Here is a 22,048-nt window from a genome sequence, read left to right on the forward strand (position 1 = left end):
TCTCGGTCTCGGTCTCGGTCTCGGTCTCGGTCTCGGCTTCCTCTTCGTCCTCGGCCTGGGGTGCCAGGGCGGCGTCCTCGAAGAATTGTTCGGCGTCGAGCGCCACCTCGCCTTCCCCGGTCGCCGCCTGCTGTTCGGCCTCGGCCTGCGAACGGGCGACGTTGGCCTCGATGCTGACGCTGGTTTCGGCGTGCAGGCGAATGTCGACGGTATGCAGACCCAAGGTCTTGATGGTGCTGTCGAGCTTGACCTGGGTGCGATCGATGGCAAAGCCGGCTTCGCTTACCGCCTGGGCGATGTCGCGGGCATTGACCGAGCCGTAGAGTTGTCCTGAATCGCTCGACTGGCGCAGCAGCACGACACTGAGGCCGGCCATGCGTTCGGATACCGTTTCGGCGTCCGAGCGACGTTCGAGATTGTTCGCCTCGAGCTGGTGGCGCTCGGCCTCGAAGCGCGCCAGATTGCCCGGCGTCGAACGCAGTGCCTTGCCCTGGGGCAAGAGGTAGTTGCGGGCGTAGCCGTCCTTGACCTTGACCACCTCGCCCATCAGGCCCAGCTTTTCGACCCGTTCAAGCAGGATGACTTCCATTACTCCACCTCCTGGCCGTCATCGGCGTCGCCCAAACGGCGGCGCAGACCGGCCCACTGTTCGACCAAGCCAAGCCCGGTAATCAGCACCAGCGGCCAGCCGAAGATCAACATGAAAACGTAGAACAGCACGAACACAACCGTTGCCCCGGGCAAGCGGCGAATCAGCATGTGCATGACCGCCAGGCCGAGGAAAAAATAGGGCACGGCGAGCAGCGCCGCCAGGGTCTGTCCGGCATAACCGGCGTCCCCCGGCAGCAGCGCCAGCACCAGCGCCGCCGCCACGGCATACAACAGGCGCGGCGGCAGCTCCAGCGTCGCCAACTCCGGCGTCGGCCGGCGTTGGCGGCCCAAGCGCACCAGAAGTCCCTGTGCCAGGGCGCCGTTGACCGCCATCATGAGCATCCACCAGAGGCCGAAGATAGCCGGAACAAAGGCCGCCCAGGTCGCCAGCGAGGGTAGCTCCGGCGGGCTTTCGCCGGGTGCCATCCGGCTCTCCAGGAGTTGGCGCAGCAATTCCTCCAGCAACCGTTCGAGTTGGCCCTGCAGGCCGCCCTCGTAGCCCAATCCGAGCCCCAGCGCGAACAAGAATCCGGCCGCCGCCAAGCCGGCCAGCCAGGTCAGCAGGCGGCCCAACGGGTACCATTCGACGTCGCCCCGGCCGTCGCGCCGTTCGAGCAGTGCCAAATGGCAGATCCAGGCTGCCGGTACGGCATTCAGGGCGGCGAACAGGACGCCGGCCAGCAGGCCGCCGAGCGCCGCCGTGATCACGCCCCCGGCCACCGCCGCCAGGCCCGCCGCCAAGGCATTCAGGCCCAATCCCAGCATGAAGATCGGTAGCATGGACAGGTAGGCCAGGATCAAGGCACCCGGCGTGCCCATCAGCACCGAGGAATAGAGCAGCGCACTGACGGCGCCGACCCCCAGGGCGATCGGCACGCCTTTCGACATACCTCACAACGCTCTCTGGCGGCCTGCCGCTATCTCACCACGTAGGGCAGCAACGCCAGGAAACGGGCCCGTTTGATGGCCCGGGCCAACTCGCGCTGCTTCTTCGCCGATACCGCGGTGATGCGACTGGGCACGATCTTGCCGCGCTCGGAAATGAAGCGCTGCAGGAGGCGCAGGTCCTTGTAGTCGATCTTGGGTGCGTTGGCGCCCGAGAAGGGACAGGTTTTGCGGCGTCTGAAGAAAGGTCTCCGACCGCCGCTGCTGCCGCCGTTGCTCATGTGTCGTCTCCTGCTGGTGCCTTTTCGTCGGGCTTGTCCTCGCTGGGTGTCTCCGGGGCCGTCTCCGGGGCCGCCTCGTCAGCCGGCTTGGCCGCCGAATCGTCGGCCTCCTCGGCTTTGGTTTCTTCTGCCTTGGCCTCCTCGGCTTTGGTTTCTTCTGCCTTGGGCTCCTCGGCCTTGGTTTCTTCTGCCTTGGGCGCCTCAGCCTTGGTTTCTTCTGCCTTGGGCTCCTCGGCCTTGGCTTCTTCTGCCTTGGGCTTCTCGGCCTTGGCTTCTTCTGCCTTGGGCTCCTCGGCCTTGCGCTCGTCAGGCCGCTTGCCGCCGTAGCCGCCGCGATCGCCGCCGCGCGGCCCGCGTTCGTCGCGGCTGGCCTTGTTCTGCATCATGATCGAGGCGCCTTCCTCGAGTTCATCCATGCGCAACGTCAGGTGGCGCAGGACATCCTCGTGGATACGCATGTTGCGCTCCATCTCGGCCACCGCTTCATGGGGCGCTGCGATGTTGAAGAGCACGTAGTAGGCCTTGCGGTTCTTCTTGATGCGGTAGGACAGATTCTTGAGGCCCCAGTGCTCGACCTTGGGCACGTTGCCGCCGTTTTGTTCGATGATCGTGGACATCTCCTGGGCCAGGGCTTCGACCTGGCTGGAAGACACGTCCGGACGCACGAGAAAGACGCTCTCGTAGTGAGGCATGGAATTGATCTCCTTCAGGCTGTCTCGGCAGCTTCGACTCCCCGAGTCCAGTCCCGGGCGCTAGCGCTGCATAGCCGGATGCTCCGGCAAGGAGTTTCAAAAGGCGTGGACTATACAGCAATCGCGGCCCTTGGCAAGGGCGCTTGACAGCGCCGGCGGGGACGCTATCACTGGGGCCGCCGTTCCGGCGGGCAGACCATTCCCATCACCGCGGGGGTTTCCATTTCAGCGATGAAACGCGCTTTCACTTTTCCCGGCCAAGGATCCCAAGAAGTCGGCATGGGCCGCGAGTTGGCCGAGGCTTTCGCGCCGGCCCGTCAGGTATTCGAGGAAGTCGACGAGGCCCTCAAGCAAAACCTCACGCGACTCATGTTCGAGGGCCCGGACGACGAGCTGACGCTGACCGAAAACGCCCAGCCGGCGCTGATGGCGGTGAGCCTGGCGGCGCTCAGGGTGATCGAGGAGGAAGGCGGTTTCACGGTGGCTGACGGCCTGGCCCTGGTGGCCGGCCATTCGCTCGGCGAATACTCGGCCCTGGCCGCCGCCGGTGCGCTGACGGTGGAGGAAACGGCGCGGCTGTTGCGCCGCCGCGGCGGCGCCATGCAGCGCGCCGTGGCCCCGGGCGAGGGCGCCATGGCGGCGCTGCTGGGTCTGGAACTCGAGACCGCCCAGCAAGTGGCCGCCGCCAGCGAGCCCGGCGGCGACGAAGGCGAAGAGCCCGGCATCTGCGCCGCCGCCAACGACAACGGGCCCGGCCAAGTGGTCATCAGCGGCCACCATCACGCCGTCGAACGGGCTATCGCCCTGGCCCAGGAAAAGGGCGCCCGGCGCGCCATCATGCTGCCGGTCAGTGCCCCCTTCCACTGTGCCCTGATGGCGCCGGCGGTGGAGGAAATGACCGAGGTTCTGGCCACCGCCAGCTTGCTGCCGCCGCGGGTGCCGCTGGTGGCCAACGTCACGGCGGCGCCGGTCAGCGATCCGGAAACCATTCGCGGCCTACTGGTCGAGCAGATTACCAGCCTGGTGCGCTGGCGCGAAAGCGTGCTGGCCATGCGCCAGAGCGGCGTCGAGGCGATTTACGAGTTGGGCGCCGGCCGGGTGCTGACCGGGCTGGCCCGCCGTATCGATCGCGAGCTCGAGGTGGCCGCCATCAACGGCCCCGAAGATATCGAGAGTTTCCTCAAGACGGTTTGAGGTGGGAGAGGGCGATGTTTGAACTGGCGGGAAGGCGGGCTCTGGTGACCGGGGCGACGGGCGGTATCGGCGGCGCCGTGGCTCGGGCGCTCTACGCCCAGGGGGCGCATGTGGCGCTCTCGGGCAGTCGCACGGACGTTCTGGCGGCGCTGGCCGAGGAGTTGGGCGAAGGCGCCCAGGTTTTGCCCTGCGACCTGGCCGACGCCGAGGCTGCTGCGGCTCTGGCGGGCCGTGCCGGCGAGGCTTTGGGAGGTTTGGATATCGTCGTCAACAATGCCGGTATTACCCGCGATAACCTTTTCATGCGCATGAAGGACGACGACTGGCAGACCGTGCTCGAGGTCGACCTCAGCGCCGCCTTCCGCATCTGCCGGGCGGCGCTGCGCCCCATGATGAAGCAGCGCTGGGGACGCATCGTCAACATCACCTCGGTGGTGGCCAGCACCGGCAATCCCGGCCAGGCCAACTACGCCGCGGCCAAAGCCGGCCTGGCCGGCATGACCCGGGCCCTGGCCCAGGAGGTGGCCTCGCGCGGCATCACCGCCAACTGCCTGGCACCCGGCTTCGTCGAGACCGCCATGACCGAGAAGCTGTCCGACGAGCAGCGCCAGGCACTGGCCAAGGCAATTCCCGCCGGCCGCTTCGGCAGCGCAGACGACATTGCCGGGGCCGTCGTCTTCCTGGCCAGCGAAGAGGCCGCCTATATCACCGGCCAGACCTTGCACGTGAATGGCGGCATGGCCATGATCTGAGGCCCCCGGGGGGGGCGTTTGGGGGCGCTTGTCGGGGCTCGGACGGGGGCTTGTGCAGCGCCGTGCGGGGTGTCTGGTCAAGGCCGAAAAAGTGTGTTACCTAACCGCAACTTTTTGGCCTGGCGAAGGGCCACCGGTGCAGAGAATTGCCAAGTTCCAGCGCCGGATTTTCCCGAGACTGACTCCGAGGTACGGATATGAGTGAAGACATTGCCGATCGCGTGAAGTCGATTGTCGTTGAGCACCTGGGAGTCGACAAGGACAAGGTCGCCGAAGGCGCCAGTTTCATCGACGACCTGGGGGCCGACAGCCTCGATACGGTCGAACTCGTGATGGCCTTCGAGGAGGAATTCGGCTGCGAGATCCCCGATGACGCGGCCGAGAAAATTCTCACCGTCAAGGACGCGATCGATTATCTCAAACAAAATCTCTCCTGACCGGAGCCGCGGGCCCCGCCTAGAGGGGCAGACGGCAAGCGGGGCTGGGGAGAGCGGGAAGGAACCGCCATGCGGCGCATCGTCGTAACCGGGCTTGGTCTGGTGACGCCGCTGGGCATCGGCGTCGAGCACAGCTGGCAGCGCCTGCTGGCCGGGGATTCAGGCGCCGGCGCCATCACCAAGTTCGAAACCGCGGACCTGACCTGCAAGATCGCCTGCCATGTGCCGCTGGTCGGGGATCTGGGAGAGGGGCCGGGCCTCTTCAACCCCGACGACTGGGTCTCCTCCAAGGAACGGCGCAAGATCGACCAGTTCATTCTCTATGGTTTGGCGGCCGCCCAACAGGCGGTCGAAGATGCCGGCTGGCAGCCCGAGGACGAAGTCGGGCGGCTGCGTACCGGGGTGCTGCTGGGCTCGGGCATCGGCGGTCTGGAAACCATCGAGGCCGGCGCCATCACCGTGCACGAGCGCGGCCCCCGGCGCCTCAGCCCCTTCTTCATCCCGGCCTCGCTGATCAATCTTTTGTCGGGCCACGTCTCCATCCGTTACGGCTTCAAGGGACCGAACCATGCCGTGGTGACGGCCTGTTCGACCGGCGCCCACGCCATCGGCGATGCCAGCCGCATGATTGCCTTGAACGACGCCGATGTCATGGTGGCGGGCGGCGCCGAGGCCGCCATTTGCCGTCTGGGCATCGCCGGATTTGCCGCCGCGCGGGCGCTTTCCACCGGTTTCAACGACCAGCCCGAACGGGCGTCGAGGCCCTGGGACCAGGATCGCGACGGCTTCGTCATGGGCGAGGGCGCCGGCGTCGTGGTGCTGGAGGAACTCGAACACGCCAAGGCCCGCGGCGCCCGCATCTACGCCGAGGTCAAGGGTTATGGCCTTTCCGGCGACGCCTATCACATCACGGCCCCGGCCGAGGACGGCGACGGCGGTTTGCGGGCCATGCAGGGCGCCCTGAATAGCGCCGGAATGAACCCCGAAGACATCGACTACATCAACGCCCACGGCACCTCGACGCCATTGGGCGACGAGATCGAACTGGGGGCCGTCAAGCGGCTTTTCGGCGCCGCCGCCGAAAACCTTTCCATGTCGTCCACCAAATCCTCGGTGGGCCACTTGCTGGGAGCGGCCGGCGCCGTCGAGGCCATCTTCTCGATTCTCGCCCTGTGCCACGACGTAGTACCGCCGACGCTCAATCTGGAGCGGCCCTCGGAGGGCTGCGACATCGATCTGGTGCCGCTCGAGGCCAAACAGCGCGAGGTGCGGGCGGCGCTCTCCAACTCTTTCGGCTTCGGCGGCACCAACGCCTCCCTGGTCATGACCAAGCTTTAGCAAAAGCACCGGCTGGCGCGGCCATGGCGCGGCGAATCTTCCGCTTCATCAGCCTGCTGGCAGCCTTCCTGCTGCTGCTCGGAGCCGGCTTGTTGGCCTGGGCCGTTTCACACTTCAACGCCCCGGGCCCCGGTCCCGAGAGCCAGGTGGTGTTTCCCCGCGGCGCCGGCCTCAATGCCATCGCCGAGCGTCTGGGCCGGGCCGGCGTCATCGCCCGGCCCGACGTCTTCGTGCTCGGCGTGCGGATCATGAACAAGGGCCGGGCGCTGAAGGCGGGCGAGTACAGCTTTCCCGCCCGGGCCACGCCGCGGCAAGTGCTCGACATTCTGATCAAGGGCCAGACCGTGGTGCGCAAGCTGACGCTGGCCGAAGGCCTGACGACGCGCCAGGTGCTCGATCTGGTGGCCGCCGCCGAGGGCCTGGAGGCGGACCTTCCCCGGCCGCCGCCGGAAGGCGCGCTGCTGCCCGAGACCTATCACTATGCCCTGGGCGATAGCCGCGCCGCCCTGATCGCACGCATGGCCGCCGCCATGCAACGCACGCTGGCCGAGCTTTGGCCCGGACGTCTTCCCGGCCTGCCCTTGGCCAGCCCGCGCCAGGCCCTGATCCTGGCTTCCATCGTCGAGAAGGAAAGCGGCCTGGACGAGGAGCGCCGCCACATCGCCGGGGTTTTTATCAACCGCCTGCGCCGCGGCATGCGGCTGCAAAGCGATCCCACCGTAGTCTATGCCCTGACGGCTGGCCGGGGGCCGCTGGAGCGCCGCCTCAGCCGGGCCGACCTGGAACGGCCGCACCCCTACAACACGTACCTGGTGAAGGGTCTGCCACCGGGCCCCATCGCCAATCCTGGCCGGGCCTCGCTGGAGGCTGTGCTCAGGCCGCTGGCCACCGAGGATCTATATTTCGTGGCTGACGGCACGGGCGGCCACGCCTTCGCCAGCACGCTCGATCAACACAACCGGAACGTGGCGCGCTGGCGCAAATTGCGGGACAAGAAGTGAAGGAGAATCATCGCATGACCCATGAGTCGCCAAGCGTTCAGCAAAGCGCCGAATATTTGTTGGCGCGCCAACGATTGAAGGCCGCCCTTCAGGAAGGCTATAACGCCCTGGCGCGAGGCGATTTCATCGACCTGAGTTCGGACGAGGGATTGGCTGCTGTTTTTGCCGAACTTGAGGCGGGCGAGGGGCCTGATCACCCTCACACTTGTTGGCCTTCGGGGGCTTCAATATAGTACCGGCGAATTTTCCCCAACCTCCGCGGGCCCCGATGAACGACGAAAAATCCGCAGCCATCGCCAGCATGACCGGCTTTGCCCGGGCCGAGGGCGGCGACGAGACCTGCACTTGGGTCTGGGAGATCAAAAGCGTCAACGGCCGTGGCCTCGACGTACGCAGCCGCCTGCCCATCGGTTTCGATGCCCTGGAGCCCGGGGTGCGCAGTGCCGTGAGCGAACGCCTGGGCCGGGGCAGCGTCTCGGTAAACCTCAAGCTCAACCGCAATGCCGGCGGCCAGGCCGTAAGCATCAACCGCCAGCTGGTCGACCAGCTGATCGAGGTGGCGGCCGAATACGGCGACCGGGCCGGTGTCGAGGCGGCCCGCGTCGACGGCTTGCTGGCTATCCGCGGCGTCATCGAGGTCGCCGAAGAAGAGGACGGTGAGGCCGAACGCGCGGCCCGCGAGCTGGCCTTGCGCAAGTCTCTGGGCTGCGCGCTCGACGGACTGGTCGAGGCGCGCCGGGCCGAGGGAGCGCGTATCGAAGCCGTGCTGACGGCCCAGCTCGACGATATCGCGGCCCTGACGGCGTCAGCGCGCGACCAAGCTGGGGCCCAGCCCGAGGCCATCCTGGCCCGCCTCAAGGAGCAGCTGGCGGCGCTCGGCGAGGGCGGCATCGATGCCGACCGTCTGGCCCAGGAGGCGGCGCTGCTGGCACTCAAGGCCGACGTGCGCGAGGAACTCGACCGGCTCGAGGCCCACGTCGCGGCGGCCCGCGAGCTGCTGGCCGACGGCACGGTTATCGGCCGGCGCCTCGATTTCCTGGCCCAGGAGTTCAACCGCGAAGCCAACACGCTGTGTTCCAAGTCCAGCGACGTCGAGTTGACGGCACTGGGCCTCGAGCTCAAGAGCACCATCGACCGCCTGCGCGAGCAGGTACAGAATATTGAATAGGGTTACGCCATGAGCGCTGGAGAGATCGGACGCCGCGGCTTGATGCTGGCGCTGTCGTCGCCTTCGGGTGCCGGCAAGACGTCGCTGGCCAAGGGCCTGCTGGTGACCGAGGACAATCTAGCCATGTCGATCTCGGCCACCACGCGGCCGCCGCGTGATGGCGAAATCGACGGCCGCGACTACCACTTCGTCGACGCCGCCCGCTTCGAGGAGATGGAGCGCGAGCGCCAGCTGCTGGAGAGCGCCACGGTCTTCGGCCACACCTACGGCACCCCGGCGGCACCGGTCGAGGCGGCGCTGAGCGCCGGCACCGACGTGCTCTTCGACATCGACTGGCAGGGCATGCAGCAGTTGCGCCAGCGCGCCCGCGCCGACCTGGTCAGCGTCTTCATCCTGCCGCCCTCGGCAGCCGAGCTGGAGCGCCGGCTCAACGAACGCGGCCTCGATACGGCGGACGTGGTGGCCTCGCGCATGGCCCAGGCCGCCAACGAGATGAGCCACTGGCCGGAATACGACTACATCGTGATCAACGACGACAGGGCCCAGGCCCAGGACAAAGTGCGCTCCATCCTCTACGCCGAACGCCTCAAACGCGAACGTCAGACCGGCCTGGTGAATTTCGTCAGGTTGCTGGGTGAAGCGCCGTAGACCTGAGAAAATCTCCGATCCCTGCCAGCACCGGCTCGCTTTGCATGAACCCTTGGCCGTGGTTGAGGCCGGGCAGCGACGCGAATTCAGCCCCGGCGCGCTGGGCGCATTGGCGCAGCGGCTCGAACCGCACATCGTCCTCGCCGACATAGAAGAGCGCCGGCACGACGATATCGTCGAGCACCGCGGACAGATCTGGCATCGGTGCCTGCATGACGGCGGTCAGCGCCCGGATGTCGTTTTGCAGCATGGCGGCCCGCAGCTCGGGCGGCATTTTCTCGCCCACCACGGCCTCGAGGGCGGCGATGAAGGCCTCGCCGTCGCTGCCGTCGATGTCGGCGAAGGGCTCGAAGCCGGTGTCCAGCGGCGTTGCCGCGCCGATCGCCAGCGAGCTCAGGCGCTGGGGCGCGAATTTGGCCAGGGCAAACCCCACGCGACCGCCCATGGAATAGCCGAGATAGTTGGCCCGGACCAGGTCCAGCTCGTCGAGCACGGCACAAACGTCGCCGACCCTGAGCTCGAGCGCATATTCCGCCGGGTCGTGGGGTTTGTCGCTGGCCCCGTGGCCGCGGGAATCCATCAAGATCAGGTGAAAATCCCCGGCCAGCGCCGCCACGTAGCCGAAATCGTGCCAGTCCCGCAGGCTGCGCGTAAAACCATGGTGCAGGAGAAGCGGCGGGCCGTCACCGACCACTTCGTAATTGATCCCTACCCCGGCGTTGTCGGCGAACGGCATGGTCAACCAACGTGCCGGCGGAACACTTGCGTGCGCGAGGTGATGTGCTCGGCGAACTGGTACCAGCCGCGCATGGCCTTGAATTCCGGCGTCTGCAGGGTCTCGGGCCCCTCGATCTCGTAGACCGCGACGTAGGTCCTGGCATCCGAACTCGCGTATTCGCCGCCGGCGCTGAGCGCCGCCTTGCCCTCCGAGACATACCGCGCGCCGCTGAGCACGCCGGGACAGGCCACGGCCTCGGGCAGGTGCTCCTCGTCGTACCAGCGGTTCCAGGCCTCTTCTTGCTCGGGCGCGATCTCGGCCGTGACGATCAGCAGGCATTGGGGAAGCTCGGGCATCTCGGTTGCTCCTATAACTGCGTCTTCATCTCGGCGACATGAACCACCAGGGCGCCCCGGGCCCAGGGAAAGCTGGCTTTCACTTCATCCACCAGCGCGCCCTCGCTGACGACCTCAGCGCGGCCCGAGATCTCGCAGCCCTGGCCCGGCCCGTTGGTGCCCGCCACATCACGCGAGGCAATGAGCAGCGTTATGCGATCGTCAAGCCGTAAATTCTCCTCGGTCTGGCGATATCTCCCCGCCGGCATGACAACCATGCCGTCGCGCAGCCCCAGCTTGCGCACATAATCCCCCCAGTTGCCCACCACATGCGGCCCCTCGGGGCCCTGCGTGACGATGGCGACAAACTCGGTCGCTTCCCAGAGCTGGCGGCAGACGTCGTCGATCTCAGGCATGGTTTCCTCCCGGCAAAGGTTTTTTGGTAACACGAAGCTAGCGCGCGGCGGCAAGAAATTCCTTGTCGCCGAGAACGATCTCGTCGGGGCGCAGCGCCACGCCGTCTTTGATCACCCACACCACGTCCTCGATGGCATAGGGATCGGCCAGTGGATCCGAGCCCAGAATCACCAAGTCGGCAATCTTGCCCTCGTCGATGCTGCCCAGGCGATCCCCCATCTTCATGGCCTCGGCGGCATTCAGCGTCGCCGCCACCAGGGTGGCCATGGGCGCCATGCCGTATTCGCGCATCAGCGCCAGTTCCTCGGCGAAGAAGCCGCCGGTGTCGGTGCCCACGACAATGCGCACGTCGTTGCGGAGCGCCGCTTCGAAAGCGTCCCGCATGGGCTGCAGCAGGACCTGGTGGTCGGCATTCCACTTCTCGCCGCGCTGGCGCTTGGGGTTGATGGTCTGGATGCCGTAGGAACTCAGCGTCGGATCCAGCGAGGCGCCCTGGCGCGCCATGCGTTCGGCCAGTTCGTCGTTGAGATAGAACCCGTGCTCGACCGTGTCGACGCCGGCCTCCAGCACGTTGGCGAGCGCAATCGTGCCCATGCAATGCGTGGCCGTTGGTTTTCCGCGCAGTTGCGCTTCCTCGAAGGCGGCGCGGATCTCCGGCAAACTCATCTCGGGAATGGTCTGCTCAAAGCCGGGCATGGCGTGGGGATCGCCGCTGGCCATCACCTTGATGTAATCGGCGCCCTCCTTCAGTTGCTGCCGCGCCGCCTGGCGCACGGCATCAGGCCCGTCGGCCTCCAGGCAAATCGGCCAGCCATGCCCGCCGGTGACGACGATCGGTGCCCCGCAAGCCACGACGCGGGGGCCCGGCAGGCGGCCGGCGGCGATCAGGTCGCGCATCTTAAGCCCGATGCCGAACGGCGCGCCGAGGTCGCGAATCGTGGTCCAGCCGCGGCGTAACGCGGTGAGAGAGTTGCGCACGGCGTTCAGCGTCAGCTCGACGACGCCGGCTTCCACCACCCAGATCGGGTTGCCGATCAGGTCGCGCATGGCCAGGTGGTCGTGCATGTTGATCAGGCCGGGGATTATGGTTTGGCCGGTGGCGTCGATGACTTGGACATCCGGGCCGGACCAGTCAGAGCCGAACTGGCCCGCCGCCGCTACGGCTTTGATGTGGCCATCCTCCAGGCCGACCGCCAGGCCGGTTTGAGGGGCGCTGCCAGTGCCGTCTATTATCGTGCCGTCGGTGATATGTGTTCGCATGAGTTTCAGTATGTTTTCAGCGGTCCCTTATCTCTCATCTCGTAGAGTCGTCGTGCCAAAGCGCAAAACGTCCCCACATCCAACTCCTCCGCCCGCGCCGTCGGCTCGACCCCGGCCGCCGCCAACAAACCTGCCGGATCGTCGCTGACCGCCTTCAAGCTCGACCTGAGCATCTTGCGACGCTGCCCGAAGGCGGCTTTCACCACGCGCTCCAGTGTATCGGTGGGTGCCGGCGCCAGCAATTCCGGGCGCGGCGTCAACTGCACCACCGTCGACGTCACCTTAGGAGGCGGCGTAAACGCCTGGGCCTCGATGTCGAAGAGCCGCTTCACTTCGCAGCGCCACTGGGTCATGACGGCGAGGCGGCCGTAGGGTTTGGTGGCGGGGGCGGCGGCCAGGCGCTCGGCGACTTCCTTTTGCAAAGTCACGGTAATGGCGCTGTAGCGGCCGAGGTCGTCGAACCACTTGAACAGCAGCGGCGTGGCGATGTTGTAGGGCAAGTTCGCGACTATGGCGGTGCCTTTGGGCACGAGTTCGGCTTCGACCACCTCCAGCGCGTCGGCCTCGACCAGGCGCAGGTTGGCCGGGTAGTGCTCGGCCAACTCGGCCAAGGCCGCCAGGCAGCGCCTGTCCTTCTCGATCGCCACCACGTTCGCGCCCTCGGCCAGCAGCGCCCGGGTCAGGCCGCCGGGGCCGGGGCCGATCTCCAGCACCGTCTGGCCTGGCATAAGGGCCGCCGCGCGGCCGATGCGGGCGGTGAGGTTGAGATCGAGCAGGAAACACTGGCCCAGCGACTTGCGGGCGCGCAGGCCGTGGCGCTTGATGACTTCGCGCAAGGGGGGGAGGGGAGGGGCCGAGGCTTCAGGCATTGGCACGACGTGCCGCCACCTCGGCTGCCAGCGCCAGCGCGGCGCAAAGGCTGGCCTCGCTGGCCCGGCCCGTGCCGACCAAATCCAGCGCCGTGCCGTGGTCGGGCGAGGTGCGCACTATCGGTAGGCCCAGCGTGGTGTTGGTGCCGTGGTCCTGGGCCAGGGTCTTGAGCGGGATCAGGGCCTGGTCGTGGTACATGCACAGCGCGGCGTCGTAGGTTTGGCGTTGTTGCGCCCGGAACAGCGTGTCGGCGGGGACCGGGCCGAAAGCCCTGATACCGGCCTCACCGAGCGCCGCCACGGCCGGGGCGATGATGCGAACTTCCTCCTCGCCCAGCGTCGCGGCCTCGCCGGCGTGGGGGTTGAGCGCGGCCACTGCCAGGCGTGGGTTGGCTAGGCCGAAATCGCTTTCCAAGGCTTGGGCTGTGCATTGGCCGGCTGCGACGATGGCCTCCGTGCTGAGTTGCTCGACGGCCTGGCGCAGCGCCAGGTGAATCGTCACCGGCACCACGCGCACCTCGGGGCAGAGCAGCATCATGGTGGGCCGGGCGCCGGTCAGGGCGCCGAGATAGTCGGTGTGGCCGGCGTGGCCGAAACCGGCCTCGTAAAGCACCGCCTTGTGGATCGGGTTGGTCACCAGCGCCGCCGCCTGGCCCTGGCGCGCGGCGATGACGGCGCGCTCGATGGATTCGAGAACGGCCGCCGCCGTGGCCGGGTCGGGGCGGCCGGGGGTGGCGGTGACGGGCTGCGACAGCGAGACCACGGGCAGCGCCCGGGGCAAGGCGCTCAGCGCCTCCTCAGGTGCGGAAATCTCTTCGACCGGCACCGGCAGGTCGAGCGCGAGGGCCAGCCGCGCCAGTCGTTCAGGATCGTCGAAGAGGAAAAACGGCGGCAGCTCGTGCTCCTCGCGGCCGAGCCAGGCCTTCAACGCCAACTCGCCGCCAATGCCGGCCGGCTCGCCCATCGTCAAGGCAAGCGGCAAGGAAACGGCCCCTGTGGGGCCCACTAGCGGTATTCCACCACGGCGTCGCGGCGCAGGTCGCGCAGGTAACGCCGCGACATCATGGTCAGGCGGCGCCGCCCGATGCGGTCGATGATGGTGTCGCGGTCGGGCAGCGCGGCTTTGGGCTCGGTGCGGGCGCAAATCACCAGCACGTGCAGGCCGTCGGGGGTGCGCAGGGGCGGGCTGGCCTGGCCCACGGCGAGGCCGGAAACCACGGTGCGGAAACGATCGGGCAACTCGCCGATGTGCAGCTGGCCGAGATCGCCGGGCTTGGCGACGCCGTGGCGCCGCGCCGTGGCGGCGAGCTCGCCGCAGCTCGAAATGTCGGCCGCCAGGGCCCGGGCGCGGGACTGCTGGCGCTTCACCACGCTCGCCCTGGCCTCGGGCGGCAGGCTGAGCACGATCTGCTTGAGCCGCACCTTGACAGCCAGCGGATCGACGCCGCCGCGCACCCGCTTTTGCCGCAGCAGGAGGATGTAGAAGCCGCCCGGCGCCTCGATCGGTTGCGAGATGCCGCCCAGCTTCAGCGCCCGCAGCGCGGCCTCCAGCTCGGGCGCCAGCTGGCCTTCCAGGATCCAGCCCACGTCGCCGCCCTGGGCCGCCGTGGCGCCCTGCGAGAACTGCCGCGCCAGGACCTGGAAGTCGGCGCCGCCGCGCACCTGCTCGACCAGCCGCCGGGCGGCACGCCTTACGTTTTCCTGCTGTTTCGCCTGGTCGACAGCGAGGAAGATCTCGAGCACCCGGCGTTCTTCCTTGCCGGCGCTGGCCCGGTAGCGCTCCAACACCTCGGCGATCTCCTCGTCGCTGATCTGGATGGTCGGCCTGAGGCGCCGGTTGACCACCTTGGTCCAGGCGATCTCGGCCTTGATCTGGGCCACCACGGCGTCGATGCTGATGCGCCTGGCCGCCACGAAGTCGGCGAAGCGGCCCTTGGGAATGCGGTTCTGTTTTTCGATCAGGCCCTTGGCCACGCCCAGATCCTTTTCCGTGACCTCGATTTCCAGGCGCTTGGCTTCTTGCAATTGCAAGCTTTCGTCGACCAGGGTGCGCAGCACCTGGCTGCGCAGCCGCCGCCGCGTCACGCCATCGTTCTTCAGGTCGGCCGACGAGATCACCAGGCTCAGGCGCTGCTCCAGGTCGTAGAACGAGATCACCTCGTCGTTGACGGCCGCCGCGATGCCGCCGAGCTGGGCTCGGGCCGGCATCGCGGGTAGCCAAAGGGCCGCGGCGAGGGCTACGGCGAACAGGGCGAGCTTGAACCCGGGCATGAAAATATCGACAAAATGTTGGTACGGACGGCGGGGGCTAACCTACGCCATCTGGGGCGCGGGATAAACCTTCTCAGCCCAGATGCTTGAGCTTGACACGGAACGAGATGCCGGTCGAGGGCCGGACGTCGCGGTCGGAGGTGAAGCTGCGCTCGAAGCGGGTGGTGAATTCGAGGCATTCGTCGATGTAGTCGAGGCCGAAACCGCTGACGATGGTGCCGCGGTTTTCCGCCAGATCGCGCCGTGTGCTGGCCGTCACCCCCCAGTTGCGGGTGAAGCGCGCCCGGCCCGAGAGGCGTAATTCCTCGCGGCTTTCCAGCTCGTCGCTGGTCAACTCGCGGCTCAGCGAGAGATAGCCGGCGTTGAAGCGCAAGGCCTTGGGCCCCAGCGAGAGGTCGACCTCGGTGCGCCGCAGCGACCAGGTATCGCGGTCCAGGCGCATGCGGTGGTTGTAGTCGAGATAGGGCCCCGGCGTCACGTTGATGCGGGCGATGTAATCGGAGCGCTTGTTCTCCAGCCCGGTCTTGTCGGCGAAGGTCGAGTCGGCCCGGGCCCGCAGAACCTGGCCGATCATGGCCGTGGTGTGGCCGCCGCCCTGGCCGTAGGCCCCGAGTTTGACGCCGTAGTTGAGGCGCGTCCCACCCTCCCAGCGATCGAGGCCGGCGAAGCGGTTGAGGCTGAAGAGGTTGGTATCGTCGTATTCGAAACTGGCCGAGTCCTCGTTGGGGATCTTGTCGGGATTGCCGCCATAGGGGGCGGCGATCAGCATGGCTATGGGCTCGACGGTCTGGCGCACGCTGCCCTGGTTGCGCACCAGCGGATAACGCACGTCGACCGAGGCCTGGGGCAGCAGCCGGCCGACGAAGCCCTGCTGGCGGGTGCCCGTCGGGTTGGCCGGGTCGAGCACCCGGTTGACGTGGTAAAGATCGCCGCGCAGCGAGCCCTTGAAGGCATAGACCAGCCCTCCCGGCGTGGTGCTGGGCAGGTGCCAGCCGCCGGCCAGCGAGAGCCGCCGGCTGTCGGCGCCTTCGCTGCGCTCGAGCACCAGCGTGTTGGCATCGAATTCCAGGTGCTGGCCCAAACGGCCGGGCTCGCCGACGAAATGGTACTCCAGCTCGGGCAGCACCAGGGGCGTGTTGCCGGGGTCGTCGTCGCGGCCCAGGCCCTGGAAGCTGAAGGCGTTGGCGGCGGCGTAGTTGCGGCCGCGGAAGCCCTCGAGGAAGAGATTGCTGGTCAGGGTGTCGGCGCTGGAGAAGTCGTAGCGCCTGAGATAGGTGTCGTCACTGGCGCGCTGGCCGGAAAAACCCCAGCGCCAAGTCTCGTCGATATCGAAGCTGCCCACCGTCTTGAAATGGCCGCGGTTGTGGCTGCCGCCGGTCTTGGTGTTGTTTTCGTCGCGCCGGTCGACCTGGGTCAGGCTGGCGCTGAGTTGATAGCCGCCGGTCCGCGTGCGTTCGCGATATTCGCCGCCCAGCACGACGCCTTCCTTGCTGGTGAATAGCGGCTGCAAGGTGGCGTCACGGTGGGGACCCAGGACGAAGTGGTAGGGCGTCACCAGCTTGAGGCCAAGCTCGGTGGAGGAGCCGTAGGTCGGTGTGAGAAAGCCCGAGCGCCGCTTCACCGTGGGATCGGAATGGGAAAAGAAGGGCGTATAGGCGATGGGGATGCCCAAGACCTCGAGGAAGGCATCCTTGTAATCGATGCGCTGGGCCGCCTGGTGGTGGATTACCTTGACCGCCTTGATCTGCCAGAGCGGCGGCCGCCGGGGATGGTCGGGACAGAGCTGGCAGGCTGAAAACACCGCCCGATCCATTTCCGTGCGGTTGCCGTCGCGGCGCTTGGCGCTGCGGGCGGCCAGGCGCGAGCGGTCGGTCAGCAGGAGCCGGATGCCACGCACGAAGCCGTTGCGCATCTGGTCCCTGAGCTCGGCCTGCTCGGCGAACATGACCTCGCCCGAGGGCTCCAGGATGGCGATGTCGCCGCTGGCGGTGACCACGTCGCGGCGCTGGTCGTAGCTCACCCGCCGCGCTCTGAGGATGCGCTGGCCCATAACCAGCTCGACGTCGCCCTGGGCCGTGACGATACCGCGCTGCTGGTCATAGGAAAGCGTGTGCGCCTGCAGCAGCAGTGGTTGCTGTTCCTCGGCCCAAGCCGGGGGAGGGAGAGTCGAGGCCAGGGCGCCGCCGAGAAGCAGGCCGAGCAGGAAAGCGAGCCTCCGGGGCGGGCGCGGCGGGCGCGGCGGGAACATGGGGGGCCTCAGCCGTCTTCCAGGTGGAACATCATAGCCAAGCCCAGCAGCGTCGAGATTCCGGCCGGGGCCCAGGCCGCCAGCACCACCGGCAGGCCGCCCGAGAGCCCCAGGGCCAGCATCACGTCGGACAGGAAATAGAGCAGGAAACCGGCCAGCGAACCCCCCAATATCAGCAGCCCGGTGCCGCCGTGGCGCGTCAGGCGCAGCGAAAAGGTTGCCGCGATCAGCACCATGGCGAACAGCAACAGCGGCCCGGAAAGCAGCGAATGCCAGTGCAGGCGGTGCCTCAGCGCCGAAAAGCCGGCCCGCTCGAGGGTCTTGATAAAGCCCGGCAGATCCCAGAACGACACGGTCTCGGGCGGCGCGAAGCTGTCCTGGATCTGGCCCAGCGTCAGGCTAGTGCGCAAGGTGTAATCGGCGTGCCTTTCGGCCGGCCGCTTGGGTCCGGTGATCATGGCCTGGCTGAGCTGCCAATGCCCCGGCCTGAGCACCGCCCGGGCGGCGTCGATACGACCCACGAAGTGATCGCTGCCTTCATAGAGGAAGATGATGACGTCGCTCAGCTCGACACCTTCTTGCGATACCCGCCGGGCGTGGATCACCGACTGGCCCACCGCGTCGGCCTGACGCAGCCACAGTCCCGAGGACGATACCGCCAACATGGAGGGGCGGCCGTGCAGGAACTTGGCTTCTAGGGTTTCGTAGCGCGAGGTGGTGGCCGAGGCCAGGGGGTTGAAGACGGTGACCATGAAGAGGCCCAGCGCCAGGGCAATGAAGATGGCCGGCAGCAGGAACTGCCAGACCGAGACTCCGGCGGCCCGGGCGACCACCAGCTGATGGGTGCGGGTCAGGCGCAGGAAGGCCAGCATGCCGCCGAACAGCATGGCGAAGGGCAGCACCTTCTGCGCCATGACCGGCAGCTTGAGGATGGCCATCTCGATTATCAGCCAGATCCCGATGCTGTCGCGTACCCAGGCCCGGCGCAGCAATTCCACCACATCGATCAGCAGCACCAGTCCGAGCAGCACCCCCAGCACCAGGGCCGCACCGGCCAGGTACTGGCGCCCCAGATAGACGGACAGCGTCGGCCCCGGCCACATCAGGCCCGCCCCCCCGATGCCGCGGCCAGGCCGCGGCCCAGGCTCGGCAGTCCGCGGCCCGTAAGAATCCAACTGGCGCCGGCCATGGCGACGGCGATATTGAGATACATCAGCGGTGCCAGGGCAGGGGTATTGCCGACCAGCGGCATGAGGCCCAGCGCTACTGCCTGAAAAGCCACCGCGGCCGCGGCGCCGGCCAGGATGCGCCGCCATTTGCCCCGGCGATTGAATTCGCCCGAAAGAATGCCGGCCAGGGCGATCAGGGTGAAGGCCAGGCAGTAGAGCGGCGAGACCAGGCGCTTGTGGGCTTCGGCCTTCATACGGTCGGCATTGTGGACGTCATCGAGGCCGCTGCCCGGGTTCAGCAGCTCGGACAGATAGCGCTCGCCCGGTTCGCGCCAATGCTCGCCCGAGGTCTCGGCAATCAGCCCCAGATCGAGGGCGTAGCGGTCGAAGAACAAGAGCGAGAGCTGGTCCGGGTCCCGGGCCACCTCCTGGCGGTTGCCCTTGACCATGACGAAACGCGGACCCTCCGCGGTGTTGATCAGAATGCCGCGCTCGGCCATCACCGTCACCGGCTTCGAGGGCTGGCGGCTGTCGTGAACGAGAATGCCGTGCAATTCGCCGCCGCTCTTGCGTTCGCGCACGTAGACCGTGACGCCGTCGACCAGGGTGTTGAAGACGCCCTCCTGCAGCAGCACCGAGGCGTAGGATGAGCGGATGGTGAACTGCTGGTCCTTGAAGGTGCGGAAGCCCAGCGGCGTCAGGTAGAGCGTCAGTCCATAGGTCACGATGGTGGCGCCAAGCGCCAGCGCCAGGGCCGGCCGGGCCAATTGGCGATGGCTCAGGCCGGCGGCCCGCAGCACCACGATCTCGCTGTCGAAGCTGAGCCGGTGGTAGGTGAAGAGCACGGCGCAAAAAAGCGCAATCGGCAGGATCAGCGAGACGAAGCCGGGCAACAGCAGCATGGTGAGATAGAAGAAACTGCCGGCGGATAAGCCGCGGTTGACGATCAGGTCGACGAAACGGAGGCTTTGGGTGAGCCAGACGACGCCGACCAGGGCGCCGGTGATGAACAGTGTGGGCGCAAAGAGTTGGCGCAAGATATAGCGGGTAACCCGGCTCATGAACGCAGTATAGCCGATCCGGCCACCCTGCCGCAAAACGCGAATGAAGCGCTCTTGAGCGATTCCCAGCACCGGGGAATCGCTCTAATATATACCTCAATTCACCCCGCCAGTTTACTCCGAGGAACTGACCCGTCATGAAGATTTCGCTTGCCGAGCCCACGCTCCCCCGAACCGGCGCCCTGGTCGTTGGCGTATCCGAAGGCCGTGCTCTCAGCCCGACCGCCGCCGCGGTCGACGGCAAAACGGGCGGGGCGCTGAGACGGGCGCTCAAGTCGGGCCGCTTCCGCGGCACCAGAAACCAGATCCTCGAGCTGCTGGCACCCAACGGCCTGGGCGCCAGCCGCGTCGTCATGGTGGGCCTGGGCAAGGCCAGGGAGCTCGACGCCCTGGCGGCCCAGGGTATCGGCGGCACCATCGTCGGGCACTTGGGCAAGAGCGGCGAGAGCGCCGCCGCGGTCGCCGTCGACAGCCTGAAAGGTGGTAAACTGAAGGCCGTCGATTGGGCCGCCAACATCGCCTACGGGGCGCGCCTGGGCAGCTATCGGTTCGACCGCTACCGCACCCGGGAAAAGGCGGATAAGAAACCCAGCCTGCGCACGCTCAACGTCATGGTCAAGGATAGCAAGGACGCCAGGCGCCTCTTTTCGCGTCTCGACAAGATCGCCGACGGTGTCTTTTTGACCCGCGACCTGGTCTCGGAACCGGCCAACGTGCTCTATCCCGAAAGCCTGGCACGCCAGGCCCGGGGACTTGGCAAGCTGGGCCTCAAGGTCGAGGTGCTGGGCCGGGCCCGGATGGAGAAGCTGGGCATGGGAGCGCTGCTCGGCGTAGCCCAGGGCAGCCTGCGCCAGCCCCAGCTCGTGGTCATGCGCTGGGATGGCGCGCCGCGCGGCAGCGCTGCGCGCGGCCTTGACAAGCAGCCGCTGGCCATCGTCGGCAAGGGCGTCACCTTCGACAGCGGCGGCATCTCCATCAAGCCCTCCAAGGGCATGGAAGACATGAAGTGGGATATGGGCGGTGCCGGCACGGTGATCGGACTGATGCGGGCTCTGGCCGGGCGCAAAGCGAAAGCAAACGTGGTCGGCGTCGTCGGCCTGGTGGAAAACATGCCGTCGGGCTCGGCGCAACGGCCGGGCGACGTGGTGACGTCGGCTTCGGGCCAGACCATCGAGGTGGTCAACACCGACGCCGAGGGCCGCCTGGTGCTGGCCGATGCCCTGTGGTACACGCAGCGCCGCTTCAAGCCCAAGGCCATGATCGACCTGGCGACCTTGACCGGGGCCATCATCGTCTCGCTGGGCCACGTCCATGCCGGCCTCTTTTCCGACAACGAGGCGCTGGCCAAGGCCATCTCCGCGGCCGGCCAGGCCGAGGGCGAGTTGGTCTGGCGTTTTCCCTTGCACGCCGATTATGACAAGGAAATCAACTGTGACGTCGCCGACATGAAAAACGTGGGCTCGGGCGGCGGCGGGGGCAGCATCGTCGGGGCCCAGTTCATCAAGCGCTTCACCAACCAGGTACCCTGGGCGCATCTCGATATCGCCGGCGTGACCTGGTCCAAGAAGGGGCGGCCGACAGTGCCCAAGGGCGGCACCGGTTTCGGCGTGCGTCTGCTCGACCGCCTGGTGGCCGAGCGCTACGAGGCCAAATAGGCGGGCCCTGTGACCGAGGTCTCGTTTTACCACCTCGAGCGCACGGCGCTGGAACAGGCCCTGCCCAGGCTGCTGGAGAAGGTCCTGGAACGCGACTGGCGGGCCCTTGTGGTGGCGGCCTCGATGGAGCGGGTGGAGGCCTTGAACGCCGTTCTCTGGACCTATGAGCAACGCTCCTTCCTGCCCCACGGCAGCACCGCCGACGGCCGTCCCGAGGCCCAACCGGTCTATCTCAGCCCGAGCCAGGAGAACCTCAACGAAGCCAATGTTCTGGTTCTGGTCGACGGCTGCAGCGGCTCGGACATCGAGGCTTACGACCGTGTCCTCGACATCTTCGACGGCGCCAGTCAAGCCGCCGTCGAGGCCGCCCGCGAACGTTGGCGCCAGCTCAGCGAGGCCGGCCATGAGCTGACCTACTGGCAGCAGAATCCGCGCGGCGGCTGGGAAAAAAAGGCCTAAATACCGACAACCGAAGGAGAACGAAAGATGCCGGCCTATTGCATCGCCGAATTGAAGATTTTCGACCAGGACGCCTACGCCCGCTACAAGGGCGACGTCACCGCCGTGGTCGAAAGCTTCGGCGGCCGCTTTCTGGTGCGTGGCGACCAGTACGACTGCGTCGAGGGGGAGTGGAACCCGGACTACCTGGTGATGATCGAGTTTCCCGACCGGGCCACCTTCCACCGCTTCTACGATTCCCCCGAATACCAAGGCCTCAAGGCCGACCGCCTGGCCTTCGCCCAAACCAACGTCGTAATTTTCGAAGGCTGGAAAGGCGAATAATTTATATTTTTCAATAAATTACAAGACGTTCTTAGCAAATCGAAAAAATGGGGTCGGAGTTCGATTTCCCACGAAAAACTGGGGTCGGAGTCACTGCTGTCCCACAAAGAGAAGGAAAAAGGCTTGGTTCTGAGCCCTGTGTGATACAATGGGTATGCCAATAACTCATTGATTCACAAGGGAGAACCAAGCCTTGAGTCATCATTGTAGCGTCT

24 protein-coding genes and 1 pseudogene are annotated in these 22,048 nt (G+C 66.9%); 11 read left to right on the plus strand and 14 right to left on the minus strand.

Annotated features, from left to right (window positions below):
• From rplI to rpsF, 4 genes and pseudogenes are all read right to left on the minus strand, one after another.
• A partial coding sequence (gene rplI / locus QGG75_04215; protein MDP6066445.1) for a 50S ribosomal protein L9 occupies positions 1-589 on the minus strand: 589 nt, incomplete at its 3' end.
• Positions 589-1,539 carry a DUF2232 domain-containing protein gene (locus QGG75_04220; GenBank protein ID MDP6066446.1) on the minus strand — a complete coding sequence of 317 codons (951 nt, stop codon included), beginning with the start codon at positions 1,537-1,539 and terminating at the stop codon, positions 589-591. The genes QGG75_04220 and rplI, both read right to left, overlap by 1 nt.
• A gap of 29 nt (positions 1,540-1,568) precedes the next feature.
• Positions 1,569-1,817, minus strand: coding sequence for a 30S ribosomal protein S18 (rpsR, locus tag QGG75_04225; protein ID MDP6066447.1), 249 nt, complete (start codon positions 1,815-1,817; stop codon positions 1,569-1,571).
• 326 nt (positions 1,818-2,143) lie between these two features.
• Positions 2,144-2,509: pseudogene (gene rpsF / locus QGG75_04230) on the minus strand (30S ribosomal protein S6).
• A gap of 231 nt (positions 2,510-2,740) precedes the next feature.
• Between rpsF and fabD the strand changes: the two are divergent.
• The 8 genes from fabD to gmk all read left to right on the plus strand — a co-directional run bounded on the left by fabD (position 2,741) and on the right by gmk (position 9,047).
• Positions 2,741-3,703, plus strand: a complete 963-nt coding sequence (gene fabD, locus QGG75_04235; GenBank protein ID MDP6066448.1) for an ACP S-malonyltransferase — start codon at positions 2,741-2,743, stop codon at positions 3,701-3,703.
• Positions 3,704-3,717: 14 nt separating this feature from the next.
• Positions 3,718-4,455 carry a 3-oxoacyl-[acyl-carrier-protein] reductase gene (gene fabG, locus QGG75_04240; GenBank protein MDP6066449.1) on the plus strand — a complete coding sequence of 246 codons (738 nt, stop codon included), beginning with the start codon at positions 3,718-3,720 and terminating at the stop codon, positions 4,453-4,455.
• A 197-nt stretch (positions 4,456-4,652) separates the two neighbouring features.
• On the plus strand, positions 4,653-4,892 hold the full coding sequence (locus tag QGG75_04245; GenBank protein MDP6066450.1) for an acyl carrier protein: 240 nt from the start codon (positions 4,653-4,655) through the stop codon (positions 4,890-4,892).
• A 69-nt stretch (positions 4,893-4,961) separates the two neighbouring features.
• Entirely contained in the window at positions 4,962-6,230 is a 1,269-nt protein-coding gene (gene fabF / locus QGG75_04250) for a beta-ketoacyl-ACP synthase II (protein ID MDP6066451.1), read from the plus strand.
• 23 nt (positions 6,231-6,253) lie between these two features.
• Positions 6,254-7,231 carry an endolytic transglycosylase MltG gene (gene mltG, locus QGG75_04255; GenBank protein ID MDP6066452.1) on the plus strand — a complete coding sequence of 326 codons (978 nt, stop codon included), beginning with the start codon at positions 6,254-6,256 and terminating at the stop codon, positions 7,229-7,231.
• 14 nt (positions 7,232-7,245) lie between these two features.
• Entirely contained in the window at positions 7,246-7,464 is a 219-nt protein-coding gene (locus QGG75_04260) for a hypothetical protein (protein MDP6066453.1), read from the plus strand.
• A 35-nt stretch (positions 7,465-7,499) separates the two neighbouring features.
• Positions 7,500-8,399, plus strand: a complete 900-nt coding sequence (locus tag QGG75_04265) for a YicC/YloC family endoribonuclease (protein MDP6066454.1) — start codon at positions 7,500-7,502, stop codon at positions 8,397-8,399.
• A 9-nt stretch (positions 8,400-8,408) separates the two neighbouring features.
• Complete coding sequence (gene gmk / locus QGG75_04270; GenBank protein ID MDP6066455.1) at positions 8,409-9,047, plus strand: guanylate kinase; 639 nt, start codon at positions 8,409-8,411, stop codon at positions 9,045-9,047.
• On the opposite strand, the gene QGG75_04275 is transcribed toward gmk, so the two are convergent.
• From QGG75_04275 to lptF, 10 genes are all read right to left on the minus strand, one after another.
• On the minus strand, positions 9,022-9,783 hold the full coding sequence (locus tag QGG75_04275) for an alpha/beta fold hydrolase (protein ID MDP6066456.1): 762 nt from the start codon (positions 9,781-9,783) through the stop codon (positions 9,022-9,024). The two genes, gmk and QGG75_04275, sit on opposite strands and share 26 nt — an antisense overlap.
• A gap of 2 nt (positions 9,784-9,785) precedes the next feature.
• On the minus strand, positions 9,786-10,121 hold the full coding sequence (locus QGG75_04280) for a hypothetical protein (GenBank protein ID MDP6066457.1): 336 nt from the start codon (positions 10,119-10,121) through the stop codon (positions 9,786-9,788).
• Positions 10,122-10,132: 11 nt separating this feature from the next.
• Entirely contained in the window at positions 10,133-10,516 is a 384-nt protein-coding gene (locus QGG75_04285; GenBank protein MDP6066458.1) for a pyridoxamine 5'-phosphate oxidase family protein, read from the minus strand.
• Positions 10,517-10,553: 37 nt separating this feature from the next.
• Entirely contained in the window at positions 10,554-11,777 is a 1,224-nt protein-coding gene (locus tag QGG75_04290; protein ID MDP6066459.1) for an amidohydrolase family protein, read from the minus strand.
• Between the two features lie 5 nt (positions 11,778-11,782).
• Positions 11,783-12,646, minus strand: coding sequence for a 16S rRNA (adenine(1518)-N(6)/adenine(1519)-N(6))-dimethyltransferase RsmA (gene rsmA, locus QGG75_04295; GenBank protein ID MDP6066460.1), 864 nt, complete (start codon positions 12,644-12,646; stop codon positions 11,783-11,785).
• On the minus strand, positions 12,639-13,628 hold the full coding sequence (gene pdxA, locus QGG75_04300) for a 4-hydroxythreonine-4-phosphate dehydrogenase PdxA (GenBank protein MDP6066461.1): 990 nt from the start codon (positions 13,626-13,628) through the stop codon (positions 12,639-12,641). The genes rsmA and pdxA overlap by 8 nt, the downstream gene beginning before the upstream one ends.
• A gap of 23 nt (positions 13,629-13,651) precedes the next feature.
• Entirely contained in the window at positions 13,652-14,917 is a 1,266-nt protein-coding gene (locus QGG75_04305; GenBank protein ID MDP6066462.1) for a peptidylprolyl isomerase, read from the minus strand.
• 73 nt (positions 14,918-14,990) lie between these two features.
• A complete protein-coding gene (lptD, locus tag QGG75_04310) occupies positions 14,991-17,165 on the minus strand; it encodes an LPS assembly protein LptD (GenBank protein MDP6066463.1) in 2,175 nt (724 codons plus the stop codon).
• 8 nt (positions 17,166-17,173) lie between these two features.
• A complete protein-coding gene (gene lptG, locus QGG75_04315; GenBank protein MDP6066464.1) occupies positions 17,174-18,268 on the minus strand; it encodes an LPS export ABC transporter permease LptG in 1,095 nt (364 codons plus the stop codon).
• Positions 18,268-19,395, minus strand: a complete 1,128-nt coding sequence (gene lptF, locus QGG75_04320) for an LPS export ABC transporter permease LptF (GenBank protein ID MDP6066465.1) — start codon at positions 19,393-19,395, stop codon at positions 18,268-18,270. The genes lptG and lptF overlap by 1 nt, the downstream gene beginning before the upstream one ends.
• 137 nt (positions 19,396-19,532) lie before the next feature.
• Here lptF and QGG75_04325 point away from each other — a divergent pair, with 137 nt between their 5' ends.
• From QGG75_04325 to QGG75_04335, 3 genes are read left to right on the plus strand one after another with little or no spacing between them, the layout of a single operon-like run.
• Complete coding sequence (locus tag QGG75_04325; protein MDP6066466.1) at positions 19,533-21,050, plus strand: leucyl aminopeptidase; 1,518 nt, start codon at positions 19,533-19,535, stop codon at positions 21,048-21,050.
• A 9-nt stretch (positions 21,051-21,059) separates the two neighbouring features.
• Entirely contained in the window at positions 21,060-21,509 is a 450-nt protein-coding gene (locus QGG75_04330) for a DNA polymerase III subunit chi (GenBank protein ID MDP6066467.1), read from the plus strand.
• Positions 21,510-21,536: 27 nt separating this feature from the next.
• Positions 21,537-21,833, plus strand: coding sequence for a DUF1330 domain-containing protein (locus QGG75_04335; protein MDP6066468.1), 297 nt, complete (start codon positions 21,537-21,539; stop codon positions 21,831-21,833).
• The last annotated feature ends 215 nt before the right edge of the window (positions 21,834-22,048 follow it).

The sequence above is a fragment of the Alphaproteobacteria bacterium genome, assembly GCA_030740435.1.
GTDB lineage: Bacteria > Pseudomonadota > Alphaproteobacteria > UBA2966 > UBA2966.